The 24,094-nt window shown below is 53.4% G+C and carries 20 protein-coding genes, 1 pseudogene and 1 CRISPR repeat array; of the genes and pseudogenes, 9 read left to right on the top strand and 12 right to left on the bottom strand.

Annotation, left to right across the window (positions count from 1 at the left end; translation table 11 throughout):
- Nucleotides 1–16 precede the first annotated feature (16 nt).
- Together sufC and ABD76_RS10435 are read right to left on the bottom strand one after the other, a co-directional pair.
- Nucleotides 17–799: a Fe-S cluster assembly ATPase SufC gene (gene sufC, locus ABD76_RS10440; protein WP_197256647.1), complete on the bottom strand. Its 783-nt coding sequence runs from the start codon at nt 797–799 to the stop codon at nt 17–19.
- A 537-nt stretch (nt 800–1,336) separates the two neighbouring features.
- On the bottom strand, nt 1,337–1,807 hold the full coding sequence (locus ABD76_RS10435) for a Dps family protein (RefSeq protein WP_197256645.1): 471 nt from the start codon (nt 1,805–1,807) through the stop codon (nt 1,337–1,339).
- 320 nt (nt 1,808–2,127) lie between these two features.
- Between ABD76_RS10435 and mtnK the strand changes: the two are divergent.
- Nucleotides 2,128–3,335 (top strand): annotated as a pseudogene (mtnK, locus tag ABD76_RS10430) (S-methyl-5-thioribose kinase).
- A 121-nt stretch (nt 3,336–3,456) separates the two neighbouring features.
- Here mtnK and ABD76_RS10425 read toward each other — a convergent pair.
- Nucleotides 3,457–3,759, bottom strand: a complete 303-nt coding sequence (locus ABD76_RS10425) for a YunC family protein (RefSeq protein ID WP_197256643.1) — start codon at nt 3,757–3,759, stop codon at nt 3,457–3,459.
- Nucleotides 3,760–3,934: 175 nt separating this feature from the next.
- Between ABD76_RS10425 and ABD76_RS10420 the strand changes: the two genes are divergently transcribed.
- Nucleotides 3,935–4,603 (top strand): hypothetical protein, encoded by a 669-nt coding sequence (locus ABD76_RS10420; RefSeq protein WP_197256641.1) that lies wholly within the window; start codon nt 3,935–3,937, stop codon nt 4,601–4,603.
- Nucleotides 4,604–4,669: 66 nt separating this feature from the next.
- On the opposite strand, the gene ABD76_RS10415 is transcribed toward ABD76_RS10420, so the two are convergent.
- The 3 genes from ABD76_RS10415 to ABD76_RS10405 all read right to left on the bottom strand — a co-directional run bounded on the left by ABD76_RS10415 (nt 4,670) and on the right by ABD76_RS10405 (nt 7,585).
- Nucleotides 4,670–6,574 (bottom strand): putative bifunctional diguanylate cyclase/phosphodiesterase, encoded by a 1,905-nt coding sequence (locus ABD76_RS10415; protein WP_206765603.1) that lies wholly within the window; start codon nt 6,572–6,574, stop codon nt 4,670–4,672.
- A 74-nt stretch (nt 6,575–6,648) separates the two neighbouring features.
- On the bottom strand, nt 6,649–7,017 hold the full coding sequence (locus ABD76_RS10410; protein ID WP_087445208.1) for a DUF423 domain-containing protein: 369 nt from the start codon (nt 7,015–7,017) through the stop codon (nt 6,649–6,651).
- A 370-nt stretch (nt 7,018–7,387) separates the two neighbouring features.
- Entirely contained in the window at nt 7,388–7,585 is a 198-nt protein-coding gene (locus ABD76_RS10405) for a hypothetical protein (protein WP_197256637.1), read from the bottom strand.
- A 135-nt stretch (nt 7,586–7,720) separates the two neighbouring features.
- Here ABD76_RS10405 and ABD76_RS10400 point away from each other — a divergent pair, with 135 nt between their 5' ends.
- The 4 genes from ABD76_RS10400 (at nt 7,721) to ABD76_RS10385 (ending at nt 11,150) form a co-directional block, all read left to right on the top strand.
- Nucleotides 7,721–8,314 (top strand): hypothetical protein, encoded by a 594-nt coding sequence (locus ABD76_RS10400; RefSeq protein WP_197256635.1) that lies wholly within the window; start codon nt 7,721–7,723, stop codon nt 8,312–8,314.
- Nucleotides 8,315–8,318: 4 nt separating this feature from the next.
- A complete protein-coding gene (locus ABD76_RS10395; RefSeq protein ID WP_197256633.1) occupies nt 8,319–8,744 on the top strand; it encodes a DUF4091 domain-containing protein in 426 nt (141 codons plus the stop codon).
- A 175-nt stretch (nt 8,745–8,919) separates the two neighbouring features.
- Nucleotides 8,920–9,693, top strand: coding sequence for an IclR family transcriptional regulator (locus ABD76_RS10390; protein ID WP_197256631.1), 774 nt, complete (start codon nt 8,920–8,922; stop codon nt 9,691–9,693).
- Complete coding sequence (locus ABD76_RS10385) at nt 9,690–11,150, top strand: sulfatase family protein (RefSeq protein WP_197256630.1); 1,461 nt, start codon at nt 9,690–9,692, stop codon at nt 11,148–11,150. The genes ABD76_RS10390 and ABD76_RS10385 overlap by 4 nt, the downstream gene beginning before the upstream one ends.
- On the opposite strand, the gene ABD76_RS28990 is transcribed toward ABD76_RS10385, so the two are convergent.
- The gene (locus ABD76_RS28990; RefSeq protein ID WP_206765602.1) at nt 11,111–11,254 is read right to left on the bottom strand and encodes a hypothetical protein; all 144 of its coding nucleotides are present in this window, start codon (nt 11,252–11,254) and stop codon (nt 11,111–11,113) included. The genes ABD76_RS10385 and ABD76_RS28990 overlap by 40 nt on opposite strands.
- 104 nt (nt 11,255–11,358) lie before the next feature.
- Here ABD76_RS28990 and yhbH point away from each other — a divergent pair, with 104 nt between their 5' ends.
- The 3 genes from yhbH (at nt 11,359) to ABD76_RS10370 (ending at nt 15,518) form a co-directional block, all read left to right on the top strand.
- The gene (gene yhbH, locus ABD76_RS10380; RefSeq protein WP_197256628.1) at nt 11,359–12,510 is read left to right on the top strand and encodes a sporulation protein YhbH; all 1,152 of its coding nucleotides are present in this window, start codon (nt 11,359–11,361) and stop codon (nt 12,508–12,510) included.
- On the top strand, nt 12,507–13,955 hold the full coding sequence (locus ABD76_RS10375; RefSeq protein WP_197256626.1) for a SpoVR family protein: 1,449 nt from the start codon (nt 12,507–12,509) through the stop codon (nt 13,953–13,955). Before yhbH ends, ABD76_RS10375 begins: the two co-directional genes overlap by 4 nt.
- Nucleotides 13,956–14,534: 579 nt before the next feature.
- Nucleotides 14,535–15,518 carry an Rpn family recombination-promoting nuclease/putative transposase gene (locus ABD76_RS10370; protein ID WP_197256624.1) on the top strand — a complete coding sequence of 328 codons (984 nt, stop codon included), beginning with the start codon at nt 14,535–14,537 and terminating at the stop codon, nt 15,516–15,518.
- Between the two features lie 234 nt (nt 15,519–15,752).
- Here the strand turns inward: ABD76_RS10370 and ABD76_RS10365 are convergent, their stop codons facing one another.
- From ABD76_RS10365 to argH, 5 genes are all read right to left on the bottom strand, one after another.
- The gene (locus tag ABD76_RS10365; RefSeq protein ID WP_111154454.1) at nt 15,753–16,067 is read right to left on the bottom strand and encodes an aspartyl-phosphate phosphatase Spo0E family protein; all 315 of its coding nucleotides are present in this window, start codon (nt 16,065–16,067) and stop codon (nt 15,753–15,755) included.
- Between the two features lie 363 nt (nt 16,068–16,430).
- On the bottom strand, nt 16,431–17,738 hold the full coding sequence (locus ABD76_RS10360) for a helix-turn-helix domain-containing protein (RefSeq protein WP_197256622.1): 1,308 nt from the start codon (nt 17,736–17,738) through the stop codon (nt 16,431–16,433).
- 268 nt (nt 17,739–18,006) lie between these two features.
- A CRISPR array of direct repeats spans nt 18,007–20,238; the repeat unit is 32 nt; unit sequence ATTTCAATCCACGCATCCGCGTAAGATGCGAC.
- A 514-nt stretch (nt 20,239–20,752) separates the two neighbouring features.
- Nucleotides 20,753–21,505 carry a PIG-L deacetylase family protein gene (locus tag ABD76_RS10355; protein ID WP_197256620.1) on the bottom strand — a complete coding sequence of 251 codons (753 nt, stop codon included), beginning with the start codon at nt 21,503–21,505 and terminating at the stop codon, nt 20,753–20,755.
- A gap of 61 nt (nt 21,506–21,566) precedes the next feature.
- A complete protein-coding gene (locus ABD76_RS10350; RefSeq protein WP_197256619.1) occupies nt 21,567–22,583 on the bottom strand; it encodes an N-acetylglucosamine kinase in 1,017 nt (338 codons plus the stop codon).
- Nucleotides 22,583–24,091 (bottom strand): argininosuccinate lyase, encoded by a 1,509-nt coding sequence (gene argH / locus ABD76_RS10345; RefSeq protein WP_197256617.1) that lies wholly within the window; start codon nt 24,089–24,091, stop codon nt 22,583–22,585. Before argH ends, ABD76_RS10350 begins: the two co-directional genes overlap by 1 nt.
- Between the last annotated feature and the right edge of the window lie 3 nt (nt 24,092–24,094).

The following is a 24,094-nucleotide window of genomic DNA, read 5'->3' as shown; positions in this document are numbered from 1 at the left end:
GAATTGCTGAATGTCGTTAGGCGTCTTGTCCAACCGTCTCATCGGCGATGCCAAGCTCTTCCTTAATCCAGTCGTAGCCTTCTGCTTCAAGCCGCTCCGACAGCTCTGGTCCGCCGGATTTGACAATGCGGCCCTGCATCATCACGTGGACGAAGTCAGGCTTGATGTAGTTCAGCAACCGTTGATAGTGAGTGATAATCAAGAAGCCGCGATCTTCGCTGCGCATCGCATTGACGCCGTTCGCGACGATCTTCAGCGCGTCGATATCCAGACCGGAGTCGATCTCGTCAAGGATAACGATCTTCGGTTCCAGCATCATCATTTGAAGAATCTCGTTCCGCTTCTTCTCCCCGCCGGAGAACCCTTCATTCAAATAACGGTGAGCGAACTCTTCGTTCATCTCCAATTCCTTCATCTTCGATTCCATCTGGCGGATGAACTTGATGAGGGAGATCTCGTTGCCTTCCCCGCGGCGCGCGTTGATGGCGCTGCGAAGGAAATCGGAATTCGTAACGCCGGCAATCTCGCTCGGATATTGCATCGCAAGGAACAGCCCCGCGCGTGCGCGCTCATCGACTTCCATTTCCAGCAAATCTTCGCCGTCGAGCGTGGCGCTGCCTTCGGTTACTTCATATTTAGGGTGGCCCATCAGAGCGGATGCCAATGTACTTTTCCCTGTTCCGTTCGGCCCCATGATGGCGTGCACTTCCCCGCCCTTCATCGAGAGGCTGATGCCTTTCAGAATCTCTTTACCTTCAATGGTCGCCTTCAAACCATTAATGACGAATTCAGTTGCCATGTGTCGTAACCTCCAGATTGATGGATTTGTTAAAAAGATGTATACTTTAAATTAAAGATTAATCTTTTGCAAGAGCCTTTCTTATATAGTAATCATTATAAAGTGATTATCAATGATTCTCAATATATAATATTAGTACATCGGGATATATAAATCAACCTTGCAACAGACAAGCCGACGCCAGCCTGCATAATGAAGAAGCGAACATAGCGAACCTCTTCTCCCTTCCGTTCATTCCGACCTTGCATCCCTCTCCGTCCCTCAGCTCCTGCCTGCGAGAACTCGGCTCGAAGTTCGGCAACCGATCCGCGGTAATTTATTGGATAACGATGACACCCTTTCTCACCATTGTCGCATAAATCAAAAATATTAATGCAAACGAAGCCTGGGCCGCCTCCGACATTATCGCTGTTGAAGTGAATCCCGCCCAAATGCAATTACGCAGAAGAAGCATCCCTTGCCATACCGCAAGGGATGCTTCGCCTTCAAGCTATTCTTATTCGGCCGCCGACAGATGCCGATAGACCCATCCCCGGTTTACGCCATCTGGTGAACGGCTTTGGAGGCATTTCCAAGATAAGAGCTCAGCATCCAGATATGTTTCTCCAGATCGCCCTGCATGCCGATCAGCATATCGTTGGTCACGTTGTCTCCGATGCTGTCGGCTTCCTTCAACGCTTCTCCGAATTCGGTAATCAATTGATTGAAATCCTCGATCAATTGCTTGACCATATCTTCGGCGGTCTCGTTGCCGCGCGCTTCCGGAATCGTCGCGTTCGCCGCATACTCCTTCAACGTAGCGTAAGGCTTGCCGCCGATTGTAAGCAATCTTTCCGCCACTTCATCCATTTTCTCCGTGATTTCATCATAGAATTCTTCGAACTTCTCATGAAGCGTGAAGAACATATCGCCTTTGACAAACCAATGATAGTTGTGAAGCTTGACATACATCAGATTCAAGTTGGCTACTTGCTGATTCAACATTTGCTGCAATTTTTGGTTCGACATAAGTAAAACGCCTCCTGAGTTTTGAATTATTTCTTGTTGATAATAATTCTAATATAAGAATGAGTTAATTTCAACCCCTTGACGGAAATTTTGCATCATTTTATACCGTCCCGGAGCTCCGCATCCCTTATCCAATAAGTACCCTTAGCCGGCGTCTTTGAATCCCGGGCCCTAAGCTGCTCATCCTCCAAATTTAAAGTTTCCACAGGAAAAAAATCCGCTATACTAAATCGCAACAGTCTTGGAGCGAGTTTATTGCACAACCTCTTAGATGGAAGATTGTTCATGTTCATTTTAGTACCGGGAGGTGCCTGTCTACGATGACTTATCACACAGCTTACCGGCCTTTGAGCCTGGAGGATGCCGTGGCTCTGGCCCGCGGGATCGAAGGACTGTTCCCGCCCGATCTGCCTCTTCATTGCGAGGAAATTGGCGACGGCAATTTGAATTTGGTGTTTCGGGTGTTCGGCGTCGCGGAGGGAACCGATGAATCGACTTCCCCTCGACGTATTATTATCAAGCAGGCGCTCCCGTATGCAAAAGTGGTGGGAGAATCGTGGCCGCTCACTTTGGATCGGGCCCGAATCGAAAGCGAAGCCCTTTTGAATCAAGGAAGGCTCGTCCCTCATCTCGTTCCCAAGGTCTATGCGCATGATCCGGAGCTAGCGCTCACCATCATGGAAGATCTGAGCGGCCATACGATTATGCGCCACGGGCTGATCCAATCCGCCTCGTATCCGCTGTTCGCCGATCATATTGCGGAATTTATGGCGCATACGTTGTTCTTCACCTCGGACCTGGGATGCAATCAACAGGAGAAAAAACGAATCGCGGCTTCGTTCACCAACCCCGAGCTGTGCAAAATAACCGAGGATCTGATCTTCGACGATCCCTATACCGAATCACCGAATAATAACTGCGAGGAAGCGCTGCGCGAGGATCACCGCAAGCTGCAGGAAGATGGGGCCCTTCATCTGGAAGTGATGCTGCTCCGGGAGAAGTTCCTGACGCAGGCTCAGGCTTTGCTTCATGGCGACCTTCACACGGGGAGCATCTTCGTCACGCCGGACTCGACCAAAGTAATCGATCCGGAGTTCGCCTTTTATGGCCCGATCGGCTTCGATATCGGCGCGGTCCTGGCCAATCTGCTGCTCAATGCGGCAGGCCATGAATATTGGAGTACGGACGAAGATGCCCGGAAGCGGCACCGCGCCTATTTGCTGGCAACGGCTGAAGCGGTGTGGACCGGGTTCGACTCCCGCTTCCGCTCGCTGTGGAACGAGCAGGGCATCGATCGTTTGTCATTTACCCCTGGATACCAGGATCTATATATGGAACGAATTTTTTGCAGGATGCAGTCGGTTATGGCGGCTGCAAAATGATTCGCCGGATTGTCGGCCTTTCCCATGTCGCCGACATTGACCGCATTGAAGATGATGCAATCCGGCTGCGGGCGCGATCCATTCGGGAAGCGATCTCCGCCGCCGAGTCAGCTTTCGGTGAGGAGTACGCCCATGGCCTTTCCTAATTAGCGCAATCCGGGACCGCTTGTCCCTTATCGTTACCGCTTGAAAGATGATTCGCGAAGGCGAAAAGCCGGCTGCTTTTCGCCTTCGGTATACGTATCCAGCCAGAGGCTCCGCTTCCGCCTACGCCATCCGCGCGAGCGCATCTCTTCCCGTCATGCCGGCACGAATGCCCCGGTTCTCCGCTTCGGCGGTCACCGACTCGAGCGGCGCTTCCAGCAACTGCTCCAGCGTGCGGACCCCGACGGCCCGCCCTGCAATAATGCGGCGATCCTTGAGCTTTTCATTCAGCAGACCGACATCGAGCGCACCGCACATAATGTATCCTTCCTCTGTCGTAATCGCGAGCAGCGTCGTCTTTGGAAGTTTGACTTCAATGCCTAGAACGGTCATGCCGTCCACAGCCATTGGCACCATACGCATCATTTTAAATTCCCCTTCCGCCCAAGATGATACCATGGTATGCATCCCCACTGCGGAAGGTCCCTCAGGGAAATGAAAATCTTTTTGCCAATAATAGTTCTTATGGACTATGCTATGATTTTTGTCCCGTATTATAATGGGTTCATCTAGGCTAATTGTCCAGGTTGGAGGAATCAACATGCTGTATCCCATAACATCAACATCTAACGTGTACAAATTTAATGTCGACATCCTGGTCAAAGGCGAATCCAATGCAGCCACCTTGGAGAAGCTGCTCCACCTGCTTCATGCTTCACCGGATGTGCTTGATCTCCGAATTCAATCCGGTGCGCAAATGGGATCCCTGTTGAATCTGATGGAAGCCATGCAGCAGAACAACATGGATGAGACTCCATTCGGCAAGCCAACCGCAACTCGAGGAAGGAACCAAAGCCCCCATGCGGCGGATACCGCAGGAGAGAAGAAAGCCGAAACGGCAGCGGTACGCTCGCTTGTCCCTGACTCCCGTCCGGTGCCGGTCACGAAGTCCAGTCAGACGGATACCGATTCCCCGGAACAAGAGAGCCCCATCGCGGGGAACGCTGACTGTCCGGGGAAGAAAGGCCAAGCTCCTTCCGCTACGCGAATGAGACTGGTTTTGACAGAGCTTCAGATCAAGCGTTATATCGAGCACAATTCCCTCGTCCGGCTTACCGTCAACAAAGGAAAAGGAAAAATGTTGAGCATTCCTTGCCGGATTCTGAATTATGACCCCGTCAATCAACTGCTGAATGTGTACCATGTCGATGAAAAAAATGTCTACGCCTACCAACTGTTCGAAATCGAATCGATGGATGCCCATAATTAATGCAGTACAAGAACAGCCGCCACGGAAGTCCCAACGACTTCGCATGGCGGCTGTTGTATCGCCAGCCTATGTTATGTATGTCCCGCAATGTTCGCGGAATAACTGCTCGAACCGCTGGCAGGACAGCGGCGGACTGAAATAGAACCCCTGAATTTCATCGCACTTATGCTTCTGCAGGAACTGGAGCTGCTCCTCCGTCTCCACCCCTTCGGCAATGACCTGCATATTCATATTGTGTCCCAAGGCGATAATCGCGGACACAATCGCCGCATCATTCGGATCCTGCTGCAAATCGCGGACAAACGATCGGTCGATCTTCAGCCGATGAATCGGGAAATTTTTGAGATAATGGAGCGAGCTGTAGCCGGTGCCGAAATCGTCAATGCTGATGGCTACCCCCATATCCTTCAATTGCTGCAGCACGGGAGACGCTCTGGGCACGTCCATGGTCATGCTCTCCGTAATCTCCAGGTCGAGGTAGGCCGGATCCAGGCCGGTCTTGGCCAATACGTCCTGGACCGTCTTCGACAGGTTGTCCATTTCGAACTGGCGGACGGACAGGTTGACCGATACCGGTATCGGCGGAAAGCCCTTCTGCTGCCATTCTTTATTTTGCCGGCAGGCCTTTTCAAGCACCCATGTGCCCAGGGCGACGATGAAGCCGTTCTCCTCCGCGATCGGAATAAATTCCCCCGGCGAGATCAATCCGCGCACGGGATGATTCCAGCGGACCAGCGCTTCCATGCCGACGATGCGCTCCGTATTCATGTCGAACTGCGGCTGATAATACAGCTCGAATTCCTCTTCCTTCAGCCCCCGCCGCATGTCATTTTCCAGAGTCAGCCGTTCCAGCGGCCGATCATTCATCTCCGGCACATAGAACAGGAAGCCGTTCTTCCCCTGCTCCTTGACGCGCGACAGCGCCAGATCCGCTTGCTTGATCGCCTGAGCCCCGTCTGTCGAGCCCGGGTTGTCGACCATCGTAATGCCGATGCTCATCGTCACATGAACCGGAACATCGTTCAAGCAGAACGGTTCTTCCAAGACGGACAGCCATTGCGCGATCCGCTTGTGCACCTCAGCCTCCGATTCCACGAACGTGAAAAAGCAGGCGAATTCGTCGCCTTCCATGCGGGCCACCACGTCATTGTCTGTCATCGTCCGCAGCAGCCGCTCGGCAATCTGCATCAGCAGCATATCGCCGAAATCCGTCCCGAACGTATCATTAATCCGCTTAAACCGATCGAGGTCCATGTACAGTACGGCTATCGAGAAGCGCTCATTGACGGCCATCCCGATGGCTTCCTCCAATCGCTGCATGAACATCCGCCGGTTCGGCAGCCCGGTCATATCATCGTAATAGGACATGTACCGGATCCGCTCCGCCATATGGCGGTCCGGGCTCGGATCCTGCAGGCAGACCGAATAGATCGGCCGTTCCGCTTGGGGGCAGGCCCCATCGGCCAGACGGACAATCCGGGCTATCCAATCCTGGCGAAAGCCCTCCTTATGGAACCCGGCAAGCGCAAGCTCCTTCTCGCCGCCCGGTTCGAGCTCCTGCATGGCGTCCAATATTTTCCGCTTGGAGCATTCATCCATCACCTTGGACAATGCCGGCCTATCTTCTTCATATCCCGTTACGCCCCGGAATGAACGATTCACACCCTTAACCGCGCCATCCCTCTCTATAAAAAAAATCGGAACAGGCACATGATTAACCAAATATGCCCACTCCGAACCGGCCGGTGCTCTGTTGTCACGTATACACCGAGTCTGGCGGATTGCCTCTCGCCGAAGCGGCTTGACCCGCCATTCGGATACCATAATGTACGCCACCGCGGCTCCCCACAGGATCCCGATACCGATTCGGAGAACGCCCTCCGACAGCAAAAAGACGACCGCCCCTCCGATGCACGTTATGGCCGCCAATAACGATGTAACGACGAACAGCGACGTTCTTCGCGGTTCCATCCTCGGTTCTTCTATCTGATTATTCACCTTGCACTCTTCCTTCCGGCCCCTAGTCTCAACCCGTCCGCTTGATGCTATCTTCGCGCCGCCAAGGCCAGCATGAGCCAGCCGATAAGGAAAGCGACGCCTCCAATCGGCGTAATCGCACCCAGCATGGAGAATCCGGTGAAGCATAGCAAATACAAGCTCCCCGAGAAGATGATCATGCCCGTGAACAGGAGTCGGGCCGACCACTGCACTTTCTTCTGGTCCGCCAGTTTATCCGCCAGGATGGCAATCAGAATCAATCCAAGCGCATGCGCCATATGATATTGAACCGCCGTCTCATAGGTCGCCATCCGCTCCGGTGTCAGCCTTGCCTGCATAATATGCGCACCAAACGCCCCCAGCGCAACGGACAACAACATATTCAGGCTTCCTATCATTGCGTAGCGTCGCAGCATGTTGCCAGCTCCTTTATGGATCATTTGGTGATCTATACTATTTTACGATTCTATCTTATCTGAATCCGCCGCCTTTTTCCACAATGAAATGGAAGGATGTCTTTATGAAGAGGTGAATATATACCAACAATCGACAAGGCTTATACACGGGCCGCACACCTTTGGGATGACGAAACGGAAAAATGACGAAAAAACGGACGGCAGCACGCATATGGCTGTCGTCCGTCTCCGTCGTTGCGCGTATGTAGACCTGGATGGATCAGGAGGATGGGGCGCAGCGGGTCCCCAGGCTCTCCCGAGCCCGCCAAGCACGGACGCTGCATCCTCCCGTTCCGGCGATAGCTTCCGGATTCATTAACCGGGACAGCGGTTATTTCGCGTTCTCGCGGACAATGACCCCATCCTTCTTGCGATAGGGCTCGGTCGCTTCGTCAATTATTTCCTGGCCGCCTTTGACCAAATATTCGTCGATTACGTTCGGCCAGTCCGCGATCGGCTCTTTGCCATAGATCATCTTGATCATATGGTCGATAATGAACTTCGAGCCGGTATCGCCGGTCCCTGCCAAATCCGGGTACTTCGGATTGTGTTTTTTTATGGTTATGCGGCTACAGGAAAATCCGCCCGCATGGAGAAATTGTAGAAAGCGTTATCATAAGAATCAAGAGAAAGTTACTCTTCCATGTAAAGGTGGCATGAAACTATGGCAAATCACGTGCTGGACACCCGCATCCTCAGCTCCTTAGTCAAGGTTTTTGCCGACGAGCCGCTGCAGGCTCCCGACTTCCGCACCGCAACCGTCCTGCAGGGGGAAGCCCTGCACTTTCAGCTTGCCTACCGGGGCGAAGAGCTGCTGAAGGAAGCGGCCGTATCAGTGCGCGGCGGCGTAGCGGAAGCGATCGCGGTCCACAAGGTCGAGCTGGTTCCGTCCGAGCTGCCCATTTACGCACATCATGACGGCAATCTGCTCCGCACCGCCCCCGGCCTCTATCCCGATCTGCTGGCGCCTGTAGAGCCCCGGGAGGGCATCGTCATCTGTCCCGGACAATGGCGGGCGCTCTGGATTACCGCCGAGATCGATGAACGTTGGGCCGCGGGCGAGCATCCGCTCACGGTCAGCCTGACGAGCAGCGGGGGCGAACTGCTCGCCGAGGAGACGTTCACGCTCACCGTCCTCCCGGCCGCCCTGCCCAAGCAAGAGCTCATGCATACCGAATGGTTCCACTGTGACGGCATCGCGGACCGGGCTCATTTCCATATTTCGGACGAACCGCGCGTCGAGCAGATGGATTCTTAGCGCAATGCGGTGGAGGCCCGTATCCGATCTGCTGGCGGGGTTCCCGGTGATGGATGCCTTGTCCGATTATGATTTTTATCAGAGCGGACTCGTCCAGGTGCCGGTTCCGGCCAACAATCATATCGAGCCGTTCATCGAGAACGGCGTGAAGCCGCTCTGGACCTATTACTGCTGCTCCCAGTACCGGGAGGTGTCGAACCGCTTTTTCGCGATGCCTTCGGCGCGCAACCGCATTCTCGGCTGGCAGCTCCACAAATTCCAGGCCGACGGCTTCCTCCATTGGGGCTATAATTTCTACTACTCGCAATATTCGCGGAAGCCGATCGATCCGTTCCGCACGACGGACGCGGCGTACGCCTTCCCGTCCGGCGACGCCTTCCTCGTCTATCCCGGCGCGGAGGGGCCGCAGCGGAAGGCAAGCCCCCTCTGAGGCGATAACATAACCGGTTATACGGTAACCAGAAGCCGGCTCGCGCAGAGCCGGTTTTTATTGCAGCAGAGCCGGTTTTTTTATTGCATTACAAGCAAAACCAAAGTATCATATGTATTATTAATTAGTAACTTATATGATACTAAAACTCTAAAGTCCAATGGAGGTGCAAACGATGGCGGCTTCCGCACCAGGGTTGATCAGCGGGCTTCGCATTATGGAGGCGATCGTCGAATCCGAATCCGGCATCGGATTCAATCAACTGAAGGCGGCGGCGGAATTGAGCGCGGCCAGCCTGAACCGGTATTTGCAGGTGCTGCTCGAGCAGCAATATGTGGAGAAGGACGCGAATCACCAATATGTGGCCGGGCCGAAGCTGTTCGCCCTGATGCAGCGGGCCGAGCATCATCACGGGATCCGCGGCGCAAGCGGCCCGGTGCTGGACCGCATCTCCCGGGAGGCGGGCTGCACCGCGCTCTGGATTGATTTCCGGCATGGCCGCATGATCTGCCGGGACAAGCGGGTGCATCCGGAAGGCGTCGCGATGCAGCAGACGGGCGAGATCCGGACCGATTACCCGCTTCATCCCTGGGGCTTCCTGCTGCTGGCGCATGTCGATGAAGCGACGCGGCGCTTATATCTCGAGCACGCGGAGGACGGAGCCTTGGCGCCATATCGTCCGGATGCGGCGGCGCTGGAGCGGTATATGGCCGACGCCGCGGAGCGCGGCCTGGCGGATGATCAAGGGGCCATCCTCCCCCATATTCGCCGGATCGCCGTTCCGGTCTATGACGGGGAGCGCCTCGCCGCCGCGATTGCCGTCGGCATGCCGGGCACTACCTTCGAGGCCCCGTTCATTCGCCGCATCTATGAGCTGCTGCAGGACGAGGCCGCGCAGGTGACGAAGCTGCTGCAGCCCGCGATTCAGGAAGGGAGAGGGGAAGCATGAATATGGATGTGAACAAGAACTTGAACCGCAGCATGACGACAATGAACGCCAAAAGCGCGCATCCGAATGTCATTTACATTTTGGCGGACGATATGGGATATGGCGACATTTCTTGTCTGAACCCCGGGTCCCGAATCGCGACGCCGCATCTGGATCGGCTCGGGCGGGAGGGCCTCATCTACACCGATGCGCATTCCTCCTCCGCCGTCTGCACCCCTTCGCGCTACAGCATCCTGACCGGACGGTATAACTGGCGTTCGGAATTGAAGGAAGGCGTCCTGTGGGGGTATTCTCCCAGCATCCTCGAAGAGGGCCGGATGACGGTCGCATCCTTGTTCAAGCAAGCCGGCTATCGTACGGCATGCTACGGGAAATGGCATCTCGGGCTCGATTGGCACCGGAACGGCCCCGCGGCCGAGGACGTCGATTTCAGCCAGCCGATTCGGCGCGGTCCGGTCGATGCCGGGTTCGACGAATTCTACGGCATCAGCGCCTCGCTCGATATGCCGCCCTATGTTTATATCGAAAATGATGCCGTGACAGAGCTGCCAGATCGGCTGACCCGCAGCGATGACCGCAAAGGATTTTGGCGGGAAGGCCCGACGGCGCCCGATTTCCGCCATGAGGAGGTGCTGCCCCGGCTGACCGAGAAAGTGCTGGAGCGGATTGAGCGGGGCAGCTCGGCGGGGGACGGCAGCCCGTTCTTCATCTACTTCCCGCTGCCCGCCCCGCATACGCCCATCTTGCCCGCGCCGGAATTCGTCGGTCGCTCGGGAACCAATCTGTACGGAGACTTCGTCCTTATGGTCGACGGCGTCGTGGGCGCGATTATGCGCAAGCTGGAGGAATGCGGGATCGCGGAAAATACGGTGGTCCTGTTCACGAGCGACAACGGCTGCTCCCCGAGCGCGGATTATGAGGAGCTGGCCCGCTGCGGCCATTACCCGAGCTACGTCTTCCGCGGTCACAAGGCCGATATTTATGAAGGCGGCCACCGCGTGCCGCTGCTCGTCCGCTGGCCTGCGCGCATCGCGGCGGGCACCGTCTCCGACGAACCAGTCTGCCTCGTCGACTTCATGGCGACGGCTGCCGGCTTGACGGGCCAGACGCTCCCTGACGACGCGGGCGAGGACAGCGTCAGCCATCTCCCCCTCTGGCTCGGGACGGGCGGAACGGAGCCGCTTCGCGAAGCGATCGTGCACCATTCGATCGACGGCTCCTTCTCGATTCGCAAGGGCGAATGGAAGCTGGAGCTGTGCCCCGGCTCCGGCGGCTGGAGCGATCCGGCGCCTGGACAAGAGCCTCCCGGCGCCCCATCGTTCCAGTTGTACCGGTTATCCGACGACATCGGCGAGCGGCAAAATGTAATCGATCGCTTCCCTGACATCGTCCAGGAGCTGACGGCCCTGTTGACCCGCTATATCAAAGAAGGACGAAGCACGCCAGGCGCGCCGTAGCCCAATACGGGCATGCCGCGGTGGAGCCAGCTCCACTGGATGGAATAAGCCGGGCGGCCCAAGCGGCCGTCTCCGGCGCACCGCCGCCGCAGGCAAAGAATCATCGTCATCCTCCCTCATCAATCCCGGCCCTCCTGAATAAAGTGAGTAGAAAGCGATTCATCTGCTTATTCAGGGCATTTCACTTGGTTAGTAAGGAGGGCCATCTATGACCAACCCGTTGTTTATCGTGTCCCGCGAGGACTGGTCGCTCCATCGCAAAGGATATCAGGATCAAGCGCGCCACCAGCAGAAGGTTAACGACGCGATTAAGCAGAATCTCCCCGATCTCATCACCGAGGAAAACATCATCATGTCCGACGGCAAGCAAATCATTAAAGTTCCGATCCGGAGCCTGGATGAATTCCGCTTCGTCTACAATTTCAACAAGAAAAAGCATGTCGGCCAAGGAGACGGCGACAGCCAGGTCGGAGACGTCCTCGGCACCGACGGCTCCCAAGGCGCAGGCAAAGGGCAGCAGGCCGGCGATCAGGCCGGGGCGGATGTCATCGAAGCCGAGGTCAGCATCGCGGATCTCGAAAACATGCTCTTCGATGAGCTCGAACTGCCTTATTTGAAGCAGAAGGACCGGGATCAACTGGAGACGACCGACATTCGGTTCAACGATATTCGCAAAAAGGGCATCATGTCCAACATCGACAAGAAGCGGACCATTCTCGAAAACCTGCGCCGCAATGCGCTCGCCGGCAATCCGGGCATTCACCGCATCAGTCCGGACGATCTGCGCTTCAAGACGTGGGAGGAGATCGTGAAGCCCCATTCCAATGCGGTCATTATCGCCATGATGGACACGTCCGGCTCGATGGGCTCGTTCGAGAAATATTGCGCGCGCAGCTTCTTCTTCTGGATGACTCGCTTCCTGCGACGCCAATACGAGAAGGTCGACATGATCTTCATCGCCCATCATACCGAGGCAAAGGAAGTAAGCGAGGACGAATTTTTCACGCGCGGCGAGAGCGGGGGCACGATCTGCTCGTCGGCCTATTTGAAGGCGCTGGACATTATCGACAGCCGGTTCCCGCCTTCTTCCTACAATATTTATCCGTTCCATTTCTCGGACGGCGATAACCTGACCAGCGATAACGAGCGCTGCGTGAAGCTGATCGGCGAGCTGCTGAAGCGCGCCAACCTGTTCGGCTACGGCGAAGTGAACCAATACAATCGCAGCAGCACGCTCATGTCCGCGTACCGCCATATTCAGAACCCCCACTTTATGCACTATGTCATCAAGGAAAAAGCCGAGGTGTACCGCGCGCTCAAGCATTTTTTCAAAAAACAGCCGGAAGGGGTGCGCTCATGACAGCCGACGACATGCAGACGCTGAACTATGCCATCGACGAGATTACCGAGATCGCGGCCGGCTTCGGGCTGGACTTCTATCCGATGCGCTACGAGATCTGCCCGGCCGATATTATCTACACATTCGGCGCGTACGGCATGCCGACCCGCTTCAGCCACTGGAGCTTCGGCAAGACTTTTCATAAAATGAAGATGCAGTACGACTTCGGGTTAAGCAAAATCTACGAGCTCGTCATCAACTCCAACCCGTGCTATGCCTTTCTGCTCGAGGGCAATTCGCTCATTCAGAACAAGCTGATCGTCGCGCATGTGCTGGCGCATTGCGATTTCTTCAAGAACAATGCCCGCTTCTCCGCGTCGAACCGCAATATGGTCGAGAGCATGTCGGCGACGGCCGAGCGCGTCATGCAGTATGAGCTGGAATACGGGACGCAGGCGGTGGAGAGCTTCATCGATGCCGTGCTCGCGATCCAGGAGCATATCGATCCGCAGATCGTGCGGCCGCGAACGCTCGACAAGCAGCGCTACATGGAGCTGAAAATGCGCGAGCAGCGCGAAGGGAAGCCGCCCGGACCGCCGGGAGCCTACGACGATCTGTGGGCGCTCGAGGAAATGAAGGCGGCGATGCACTCCGCCTCATCCCGGGCGGAGATGGCCGACCGCCGCTTCCCGCCGGAGCCGGAGAAGGACATCGTCTGGTTCATCCAGGAATTCTCCCCGGTGCTGGAGGATTGGCAGCGCGACATCATGACGATGCTGCGCGATGAGATGCTTTATTTCTGGCCCCAGATGGAGACGAAAATCATGAACGAGGGCTGGGCCTCGTACTGGCATCAGCGCATCCTGCGGGAGCTGGATCTGACACCGGAGGAGACGCTCGAGTACGCGAAGCTGAACGCTTCGGTCGTACAGCCGTCGCGCCACAGCCTGAATCCGTATTATTTGGGCTTGAAAATATTTGAGGATATCGAGAAGCGGTGGGATAACCCGACGCAGGAGGAGCGCGATCGGTTCGGCCGCCAGCCGGGGCAGGGCCGCGCCAAAATTTTCGAGGTGCGCGAATTCGACTCCGACCAATCGTTCCTGCGCAATTACTTAACGAAACAACTGACGGAAGAGCTGGACCTGTACATTTTCGAGAAAAAGGGCCCGGAATGGAGAATTACCGATAAATCCTGGGAGAACATCCGCGATCAGCTCGTCTACTCGCGCGTCAACGGCGGCTTCCCCTTCCTTGTCGTCGAAGACGGCGACTACCACCGGAACGGGGAGCTGTTCCTGAAGCATTATTACGAGGGGCTCGAGCTCGATCTGAAATATCTCGAACGGACGCTGCCTTATGTCTATACGCTGTGGGGCAAAGCCGTCCACCTCGAGACGAAGGTCGAGGAGAAGATGGTGCTATTCACCTATGACGGGAAAAAGGTGTCGCGGAAGTTCATGTGAGCATTTCGGTTGTATCGGGGCTGGCCCTTCTCTTGAGGAGAGAGGGGCCTGTTTTGTATCTGCTTCGGGTCGGGGCAGGTTCAGATACCCGTCTGCAGCCGTGAATAGAGATCATCCTCTATTCGTGTGGCGCAATGTCGCGGTTTGAAGTGTATTCAATCATGCTATACCATGCACATCGTCCTTGTGTCGCGGATTATTTAAAGAGATGTCTTTCAAATAGTGGACACTTTTCTGTGAATGGGATATAGTACAACCAAACGAATGAACACTATATATTGTATCTAGTTCATATAAATATGTCCATATGTAGATTTTAATCTTTGAGAGAGAATAACCCCTTCGTGTCCACCTTTGTATGGACATTTGGCAAAAATGTATCTCCTAGGAGTACAATAATTCTAGAATTGAAGTCCAAATCACCGGCCATACGTTTCCTCCCCCGCTCTGTGTTCGATGCTGATCCACGAATCCACGTATTCCAGAAGTCAGTAGCTACTCGACTTCTTTTCCCAGCTATTCCTTACCGATTATAATCAGGTATAATAAAGGAAAAGATGGCAGGAAGGAGAGGCATGTATGGGGACGGAAACTGATGAACACAACACGGTACATCACCGCCACGATACATCATATCGCTTCCTGTTGTCCAGCAAAAAACTCTTTGTAGAGTTACTTCGCTCCTTTGTTCAAAAAGAGTGGGTAGAACGTATAGATGAAACGAACGTTCAGGAAATCCCCCATTCGTTTGTTCTTCAGGACTTCAAGCGCAAGGAAGCCGATTTGGTGTACCGCGTGAAGCTGAATGGACAAGATGTCGTATTTTACTTGTTGTTGGAAATGCAGTCCAAAGTGGACTTCCTCATGCCATACCGCCTGCTACTTTATCAGGTTGAGATCTGGCGCTATCTTTTGAAAGATCAGGAAAAAACGAAGGGCAAGCCAAAAACATTCCGGCTGCCTCCCATTGTGCCAATTGTGCTGTACAATGGGAAGAGACGCTGGACCGCCAGTCGCCAATTTCGCCAGTTGTTAGCCAATGAAACGATGTTCGGTTCGGAACTCCTGAATTTTGAATATGTCCTTATTGATGTTGCACGATATACAGAAGAAGAGTTGTTGGCTCTTTCCAATACGATTGGTTCTGTGTTTTTGCTTGATCAGACGGCGGATCAGACGGAATTACTGAATCGGCTCGGCAAGCTGATGCATACCATACAGCAATTACCAGAGGAAAGCCAGCAGCAATTGGTCGCCTGGATGGCGAATATATTAAGTCAGAAATTGCCGGAAAATGAACCGCATTTGCGCGAGCTTATCCAGAACGTAAAAGGAGGCGTATCGGTTATGGGGCTTGAAAAAACCTTGGATGCCATTAAGCGTGAGGGCAGACGCGAAGGCAGACGCGAAGGCAGGAGAGAAGGCAAACAAGAAGGCAAGCGTGAAGCCAAAGAAGAAGTTGTCAAGCAAATGATTGCCGAAGATCTGGATCCTGAATTGATCGCGAGGGTAACAGGCTTCCCTGTAGATATTATCGCAAAGTTAAGGGAACAATCCCATTGATTTATATTACGGGTCGTTTCATTTTGAAACGGCTCTTTTTGTTCCCATAACATTTGAGTGTGATCGGGGACGGTTGAATAAAAACTGCCGATTACCCGTTTCCTGCTCGTATAAATCGAGATAGTCATAAAATCAAAATACAAGAGCAGTGAAGAGTTATGCCTCCTGCTTGTTGTTGTGCCGTTTGCATCCGCGTAGGATGCGACTCGATTTTGAATCTAAAAACCTTTCATTTCAACGAATATCCATGTTCAGAATGGCTGTGCCCCCTCCCCATTCCGCTTCATCACATCGCCTGTCAGAATGGATGTCCAAATGTTGCCCGTGTCTTTCCAAGGAGAACTTATCATCATACCGCTGGACTTTATATCGGCTTGCGGCATTCTTTCTCTTCTGATATTCCAAAAGGTAAATATCCAGCTCTTGGCTCAATTCTACGACCGTCTTATCGGTGAAATTCTTCTTCTCTGCGGCCACTTGTATCATTTGCTGCCGTACGCTCTCGATTTTGTATCTCAAGCAATCGACTTCGTCAAGAAAAAAAGACATGAAAGTTGCTCCCTTCCACGTATTGTATAACGTTGGGTGCCTGCATCTACATGTTGCTCTTGGTGCAACTTTATCACGTTTTTCCTTTAATTCCCTCATTCTCTTTCAAGGAAAATTCGACAAAATTTATCATTTTTTTCAATAATAAAAGAGACGCTTGGTATACGGCGTCCCTTGAGTTAATTCAATTACTGAACTTTACCAACCAGTATCGTAAATATACTGAACATAATTAGCGACGAAATCTGTAGGGGCAATAGTGATTGAAAAAAGAATGATAACAAGTAATAAGGATTTTGTTCGTTTCATATTTATCCCTCCCGCTGTTAAGTAACGATCCGTTCTCATCGGAATCGATATTCCTTATAAAAAGGAACTGTTACCCAAAACATTGCATTGATTATAAAGTAATTGGAGTTTTTTTAGCGTTTCAACATCCATCATTTTATCCCTATCAGTATATAGCTTTATAATTAGACTACAACATTCTCGTTCATTTAAAATATCGTTCACTTGGGAATATCGTAACGCACTTTCCAAATAACACTGAATTCCGTTTTCAATGTTCCCTATAGAAACGCAGTAGTTGCCTTTTAGTTTATAGAAATGGGCCAACTCAGACTTCTTATATGGTGTAATGTATGGAATAGAGACAATTTTATTTTCCCACTTTAATAGCTTTTCAATAGATGCCCAATCATTCATTTCAAGATATACTATCATGAGTTGGTTGATAACATGCAACAAAGCATTATCGCCGCAACTTTGCAAACATTCTTGAAGCTGTGACAAGGCGAGTTCTTTATCCCCTTTCTTCGCATGCAGAACAGCGGTCATTAATTTCGCATTATCTTTTATGTGAGGATAAGGAAATGTCATATACTGTTTCAGATATGATTCGCTCAAGTCATACTCGCCTAAATAGTAATAAGCATTATTAATTACAGCAATAGATTCTGATTTGACTAAGCTAACCGGTATATCCTCGGCCACGTTGTTCATGCATAGATCAATGCTCTCTTGAAAGCGCCGCAAGTTATACGCATGAGTTCCCAGCTTATAATATAAGGTCGCTCGTTCTTCTGCCGATAAAAAATCAACATAATGTAAAACATATCTGCCCGAATCATAGGTTGCATGTAGTTTAGTAAAGTCATTTCTTTCAATAAGATATTTCTGAAAAAGAGCTTTGGCGACAAACTTATTGATACCGTGCCCACGGGACTGACGGATAATGAGATCGTACAAGGCGAGTTTGAGCGAGTCGTTGTTCACTTCCTGAGATACAAACTCGTACAATCTTTCCATCAGATCGATGCTGTCCAAATCCTTGCTATGTAAACAGGCAGATGCCGTTTTAATAATTAAATCGGTTAAATCCGCTCCATCTCCCTTGATTACTTCTCGTAAGATTCCGAACAGAACATCGGATTTTTGCCCTATTTCAAGATATGGTTGTATGACTTCACGAATAGGTATATGTAATGCGTTAGCTATGGGATAAACCTTTTCAAATGAAGGACGTTCTACCTCATCATTTTCAATTTTGGAGATATAGCCTGTGCTGACGCCTGACAACTCGGCAAGTTGGCTTTGTGTAAGATTGGCTTTATTTCTGTATTGTCTTATGCTGTCGCCAATAGTGGAATATTGTAGCGACGACGCTTCCATATCATCACCCTTCCAAGACATCTTTATTTTGATACTACCATAATATTGAATTGATGTAAATAAGATAGAGGGACTTGGAAAGCAAGTATACTGACGTTAAAACAGATAACATGCTTTCCTGTCTGACGTCCTTTTCAGCAGTTTTCGCACCCGCCAATTGACGTGTCCCTTGCACTGTTAAAACGAGGGCACATACAAGCATTCCAATCCATCTATTTTAAGTAGGATGCGGCTATCGTTTTGGTGCCGACGCAGGTAATTCAGCGTTATTTCAATCCACGCATCCGCGTAGGATGCGACGAAGGTGAATCCGGTGCTGCTCAAAGACGTGGTAATTTCAATCCACGCATCCGCGTAGGATGCGACTTAGTGCCAACAAGCCGGAGATACCGGATGAGGCGGGATTTCAATCCACGCATCCGCGTAAGATGCGACGCTTCTGGCAGATGGCCTACGGCAGCACCGGTACAATTTCAATCCACGCATCCGCGTAAGATGCGACAAAAAGCCCGTTATATCAACGATTGTCAGACGTTATTTCAATCCACGCATCCGCGTAAGATGCGACGGTCTAGTGGGCGCAGTAAAAGTTGACATTGCGATTTCAATCCACGCATCCGCGTAAGATGCGACTAGCTGGACAGGATATGAGGTGAAAGGGTATTACATTTCAATCCACGCATCCGCGTAAGATGCGACTAGTCATCGGCAATAAAAAAGACAGCTCATAGTCGATTTCAATCCACGCATCCGCGTAAGATGCGACCTCGGTAACTTCGTGTCGATGCTTATCGGTTCCGATTTCAATCCACGCATCCGCGTAAGATGCGACTTGCGAGTGATGACGGCATTGCTCGCGAATGGGTACATTTCAATCCACGCATCCGCGTAAGATGCGACGCTATCCATTCGCAAGATGGGCCACGGTCGAGGCGATTTCAATCCACGCATCCGCGTAAGATGCGACGCCCGCATTCTCAGTCTTGTGCTCGCCGAAATAATCATTTCAATCCACGCATCCGCGTAAGATGCGACGAAACAGAGGGGCGGGTTTTCCGCAAGATATAGTCTATTTCAATCCACGCATCCGCGTAAGATGCGACTTAAATTCCGTAACATAGTCCGGAGCATTCTGCGATTTCAATCCACGCATCCGCGTAAGATGCGACAGATCGTGAAGGCGTCACAGGAGCGCATCGCTAACATTTCAATCCACGCATCCGCGTAAGATGCGACTAGCTGGACAGGATATGAGGTGAAAGGGTATTACATTTCAATCCACGCATCCGCGTAAGATGCGACCATCGCAAACCGTTACGTCAGCTTCGACGATAAAATTTCAATCCACGCATCCGCGTAAGATGCGACTCGAGGATCTTCGCAACATCGTCCGGTTCGCGATTTCAATCCACGCATCCGCGTAAGATGCGACTAACGCTCGTGCTCACGAACAAGGACGGGACCCAATTTCAATCCACGCATCCGCGTAAGATGCGACAAGCTTGGTGAGCATGACCGCGATTTATACGTTCTATTTCAATCCACGCATCCGCGTAAGATGCGACAGAGGAGCGCGACATTGGACAACGGGAGTTATCGAATTTCAATCCACGCATCCGCGTAAGATGCGACATCAGCACGCGCCGGTCTTCGAATGACTTTAGCGATTTCAATCCACGCATCCGCGTAAGATGCGACCCGATTGGCCCATTCGACGGTACAATTTCACCCGTGCCATTTCAATCCACGCATCCGCGTAAGATGCGACTACGTCGATGTGTGGGTTACGGGCTTTCGAAAGATTTCAATCCACGCATCCGCGTAAGATGCGACCCTAAAAGGATGAAAGTAGCCAAGGACGACACGATATTTCAATCCACGCATCCGCGTAAGATGCGACGCCAGCTTTGGCGGCAGCCCGGCCAGACTCCGCCGATTTCAATCCACGCATCCGCGTAAGATGCGACGGGATTAACGATATGAAAACGATGGACATGGCGATATTTCAATCCACGCATCCGCGTAAGATGCGACTTGCTAAGTCAATCACACCTTCAACTTCCATGCCCGATTTCAATCCACGCATCCGCGTAAGATGCGACACGATGGGTATTTCTTCCCAATTTCAAGCCACGTTATTTCAATCCACGCATCCGCGTAAGATGCGACAATGATGGACACTATTAAAATTCCAACTGATATATTTCAATCCACGCATCCGCGTAAGATGCGACACCGACTCTAATCGCTCAACTTTACGCAATTCACGATTTCAATCCACGCATCCGCGTAAGATGCGACATAATATTGCTCGCGTGAAATTCCTTCAGGTCCAATTTCAATCCACGCATCCGCGTAAGATGCGACCGGCAGCATGCGACGCTTCCATGGCGTCACTCCGATTTCAATCCACGCATCCGCGTAAGATGCGACTGGAATCGCCGAAAAGTCTTGTGCGAATCCATATCATTTCAATCCACGCATCCGCGTAAGATGCGACAGCGAAAATTGACTGAATGTGTCAAATGTACATTCAATTATGATTGAATAATTCAGAAAATGAATATAAAAATCAAAATTACATTAAATCTATAGCTCTTCTTCGGCTAATTTGGATAATAATGTGATAATCGTGGTGCGAATGTCCCGGGGATTTCATGTGCACTATACATTCGCACCAGCAGTTACACCCTATCATCAATTTGTACAACTCTGCTCTCCTCGCCAGGGCGAAGGGGCTGGATATTCCCCTCTTCTGTGGCTCCCTCAACTTGTTCTTTCAATGAGTATATCATGGGCCAGCATGATAAGGTAACGGCCGTTGCGTTCACGGGAAGTCCCTTGAGGGCGTGTTGCTAACGCGAGGGGAAGCCCCGGTTGTTGGCCCGGGGCCTAGCGACACGGGGCTATGTTCGGGCAATATGTCAGTGCCGCTGGCTCTGACGAGGAACGGCTCATGGGGGCTGCCATTCGACTCAACGGTAAGCCAGATGAATGGCGCCCCTCCGCTCCCTTCACCCCAGCTCCATCTCCGGCAGCTCGTCGAGAGCCGCCGGGGCCGTATTCGGCGGGACGAGCTGGCCATTCGCCCGGACCAGAGTGTAGTATTCGTAGTCGCCGATGACGGTGAAGTCGCCGTCCATGACCCCGGGGTAGGCGCGGTTCACGGAGTAGATCTGGCTCCGGTAGGCCTGCAGGGCCCGCCCTTTGTGCTGGCGGAAGCCGCGGATATCGGCTCGCGCCGTGATCGGGCAGGTCTGGGGCGGGCCGGAGTCCGGGCAATGGTCATAGTAATGAGGGATCGAGGTGTAATAGAGCGATGGCTTCCTCCCCTCCGGGTAATGCGCTTCGGCCCGTTCGACCGCTGTCTCCGTAGCCCGGGAAATCGCGATATGATCGGGATGTCCGGTCACCCCGTCCGGCGGAAACGTAACAATGACGTCGGGCCTTCGCTCGACAATCGTGGACTGAATCCGGTCCGCCAGCGCATACATGCCAAACGACTTCAGCTCGCCGTCCGGATACCGGTACAGCACGAGTTCGGCGACGCCGAGGATGGAGCAGGCGTTCCGCAGCTCCTGTTCCCGGTACCGTGCCAATTCTTCGCGTGAAGTGAATCGGAATTCGCCCGACCTCCCCTTGCATCCCGAGGTGGCGCACGCGAGAATGACGTCGTGGCCCGCACTGCTCAACCTGGCTATCGTCCCTCCGGCCGCAAAGGATTCATCGTCAGGATGAGCGAACACGAATAGCCATCTTTTCCTCATTTCCCTTTAGCCTCCCGCCGTTCAGCGGTTCCTCGCATGTATGGAGCATCGTTTAACGTTATCATTCACACGTTTCCCCCTTCCCTTTTTCTCTAAAGTAGGATAATCCCATGGCTATAACGCCGTAGATCGGCTCTCGGCGTGCCTCGTCCCATTGGACATGCGGCGCGTATGCTTCAATCCGGCGCATCAGAGCTTCCCGGACGTGACTTTCATGCTGCAGCACGCCGCCCTGCATAATCGCAACAAAGGGGTCGCGGTGGAAGGATAAATGACGAATCACCGCGGCTGCGGCGTAAAACAGCTCGTCAGCGGCTGCCGTTAATATTCGCTGCGCTTCCTTATCCCCGGCGGAGGCGGCCTGGCTGACGGCGCGGGAGAGCCGGCTAACGGTATCAATGGAATAGGCTGACCCGTATATCCAGTCGAACAACTCCTCTTCCCGCTCCATGCCTAAATACGGCAGCACCCATTCCTTAAGCCTCGTGCCTGCTCCCCTTCCGTCATAGGCCCTCAGAATCGCCAGCGCCGCCTGCTTGCCGATCCAATAGCCGCTGCCTTCGTCGCCGACACGGTGGCCCCAGCCGCCCGCCCTGGCCGTCCTTCCGTGCCCGTCAATGCCGTATATAATCGAACCGGTTCCGGAAATCACCAATATCCCCGGCTGACCGCCGGTCGCGCCCAGCAGGGCGGCGTAGCCGTCGTTCTCCACGATCAGGTGCCCGACCTGAAGCGGCAGCAGCGCGAGCGCCTCCTCTACCAATCCGGTGACGGCGCGCCTGTCGGACTCGGTATCCAGGCCGGCCAGGGCGAATACGGCACATTCGACTTCCACATTCGCTTCCCCTTCATTCGCATCCGGTATGACAGGACATCCGCCGCTCCGCTCCAGATCCGCGATCGCTTCGCGGATCGCCGCCGCCAGCTCGCGCATCGCTCCCTTTGTCCCGCTGCCATGGTAATTGGACGGGCCGCCTTGGCCCCGTCCGAGCATATGGCCCTGCCTATCCGTAAAGACGGCAAGGGATTTCGTCCCCCCGCCGTCGACGGCCAGCAGGGGGATGCGGCGTACCGCCATCAAGTACCACTCCACTCCAGGATGACTTCGTCCAAATGCCGCATCGCCCGCCGAATCTTCTCCTGCGCCTGCCCAACCCATTTCAAATGCGCCTGCTGCTCATTCACCCGAATTCCGATCATGCGCTTCACTTCCTTCGGGCTCGGCCCTCCAGGCAGCGAACGAATATCCACAAAATGCGCGGGGTCGAGCGCTTCGCCCAGCGTTTCTTCGCTAAGCGTCGTATCTCGCCCGATATGGCGACGCGCGCTCTCGTTGACGAGAGAAAGCGTAATCTGATCGGCCGCCATTCCTTGCGCCAAGGCCTGCCGCACCACGTCGCTGACGATATGATGGGCCTTGCGGAACGACAAACCATCCGTTCGGACAAGGGTATCCGCCAGTTCGGTCACCGTGGCGAAGCTTCCCTGCGTCCGCTGGCGCAGCACCTCCTTGTTCACTTCCATCGTGCCGATGACGGCGGCGAACAGGCGGTAGATGCTGTCCATCATGTCGAGGCTTTTCCAGGCATAAGGCTGCATGTCGTCCTCGGTGTCCACGATGTCGCCGAACGGCGTATTGTGGATCATCGTCAGCACCGTGTTCGTATTGCCGACGCAGCTCGACAGCAGGGCGCGCATATGCTCGAACGAGACGGGATTGCGCTTCTGCGGCATGATGGAGCTGATCTGCACATACGGGGCCGCCACATGTAGCGCGCTGAACTCCTGCGTGCACCACAGCAGCATATCTTGAACGACCCGGCCCAGATTGATCGCCGCGAGTTGTACAGCCGTCGCGATCTCGCCCAGGTAATCGGCCCCGCCGATGGCGTCATAGGAATTATCGATTAGTTCATCAAAAGCAAGCAGCTCCATCATCTGCTCCCGGCTAATCGCGAAGCCCGATGTCGTGAGCGCCGCCGCGCCCATGCTGCTGCGGTTGCAATTGGCGTAGGACGCCATCATTCGCCGGATGTCCCGGTTGAGCGAATCGGCGACCGCCATCATGTAATGCGCAAGTGTCGTCGGCTGCGCCTGCTGCGTATGGGTGTAGCCGATCATCAGCGTGCCGGTGTGGTCGCTGGCGAACAGCAGCAACTGCTCCTTCAGATTCAGCGCGGAAGCCAGCGTCTCGAGCAGCTTCTCCCGCAGCACCATCCGGTAGATCGCGATGCCCATGTCATTCCGGCTGCGCGCCAGATGCAGGTTGCCGGCGATTTCGCCTGCATGCTCCAGCAGTTGATGCTCGACCTGGAAGAACAAATCCTCGAACTGCCCGGTATAACTGGCTTGGCGAAGCGCCTCCGTGTCGATGGCCCGAATCGCGCTCGCGATCCGCTTCGCTTCGTCAAGCGACACCAACTGCTGCCGCTGCAGCATGATAAGATGGGCCTTGTTGATCGCCATCATCGGACCGAGCAAATGGGTTTTCGCTTCATTAAAAGCAGGATCCAGCACCACCTCCGCGTACGTTTTGCCAGGGAATGAAGTTCCTTCCGCTTCTATCCATTTTTCACGATATCCCATAGC

The organism is Paenibacillus dendritiformis, from assembly GCF_015845845.1.
Lineage (GTDB): Bacteria > Bacillota > Bacilli > Paenibacillales > Paenibacillaceae > Paenibacillus_B > Paenibacillus_B dendritiformis_C.
Note: the sequence above shows the minus strand (reverse complement) of the source record. Positions and strands in the feature narration are given on the sequence as shown.

Excerpts from the sequence above, each read along its gene's own strand:
- sufC (WP_197256647.1), bottom strand. The coding sequence starts at position 799 with ATGGCAACTGAATTCGTCATTAATGGTTTGAAGGCGACCATTGAAGGT.
- ABD76_RS10435 (WP_197256645.1), bottom strand. The coding sequence starts at position 1,807 with ATGTCGAACCAAAAATTGCAGCAAATGTTGAATCAGCAAGTAGCCAAC.
- ABD76_RS10425 (WP_197256643.1), bottom strand. The coding sequence starts at position 3,759 with ATGATGCGTATGGTGCCAATGGCTGTGGACGGCATGACCGTTCTAGGC.
- ABD76_RS10420 (WP_197256641.1), top strand. The coding sequence starts at position 3,935 with ATGCTGTATCCCATAACATCAACATCTAACGTGTACAAATTTAATGTC.
- ABD76_RS10415 (WP_206765603.1), bottom strand. The coding sequence starts at position 6,574 with ATGGAACCGCGAAGAACGTCGCTGTTCGTCGTTACATCGTTATTGGCG.
- ABD76_RS10410 (WP_087445208.1), bottom strand. The coding sequence starts at position 7,017 with ATGCTGCGACGCTACGCAATGATAGGAAGCCTGAATATGTTGTTGTCC.
- ABD76_RS10400 (WP_197256635.1), top strand. The coding sequence starts at position 7,721 with ATGGCAAATCACGTGCTGGACACCCGCATCCTCAGCTCCTTAGTCAAG.
- ABD76_RS10395 (WP_197256633.1), top strand. The coding sequence starts at position 8,319 with ATGCGGTGGAGGCCCGTATCCGATCTGCTGGCGGGGTTCCCGGTGATG.
- ABD76_RS10390 (WP_197256631.1), top strand. The coding sequence starts at position 8,920 with ATGGCGGCTTCCGCACCAGGGTTGATCAGCGGGCTTCGCATTATGGAG.
- ABD76_RS10385 (WP_197256630.1), top strand. The coding sequence starts at position 9,690 with ATGAATATGGATGTGAACAAGAACTTGAACCGCAGCATGACGACAATG.
- ABD76_RS28990 (WP_206765602.1), bottom strand. The coding sequence starts at position 11,254 with ATGATTCTTTGCCTGCGGCGGCGGTGCGCCGGAGACGGCCGCTTGGGC.
- yhbH (WP_197256628.1), top strand. The coding sequence starts at position 11,359 with ATGACCAACCCGTTGTTTATCGTGTCCCGCGAGGACTGGTCGCTCCAT.
- ABD76_RS10375 (WP_197256626.1), top strand. The coding sequence starts at position 12,507 with ATGACAGCCGACGACATGCAGACGCTGAACTATGCCATCGACGAGATT.
- ABD76_RS10370 (WP_197256624.1), top strand. The coding sequence starts at position 14,535 with ATGGGGACGGAAACTGATGAACACAACACGGTACATCACCGCCACGAT.
- ABD76_RS10365 (WP_111154454.1), bottom strand. The coding sequence starts at position 16,067 with ATGTCTTTTTTTCTTGACGAAGTCGATTGCTTGAGATACAAAATCGAG.
- ABD76_RS10360 (WP_197256622.1), bottom strand. The coding sequence starts at position 17,738 with ATGGAAGCGTCGTCGCTACAATATTCCACTATTGGCGACAGCATAAGA.
- ABD76_RS10355 (WP_197256620.1), bottom strand. The coding sequence starts at position 21,505 with ATGAGGAAAAGATGGCTATTCGTGTTCGCTCATCCTGACGATGAATCC.
- ABD76_RS10350 (WP_197256619.1), bottom strand. The coding sequence starts at position 22,583 with ATGGCGGTACGCCGCATCCCCCTGCTGGCCGTCGACGGCGGGGGGACG.
- argH (WP_197256617.1), bottom strand. The coding sequence starts at position 24,091 with ATGGGATATCGTGAAAAATGGATAGAAGCGGAAGGAACTTCATTCCCT.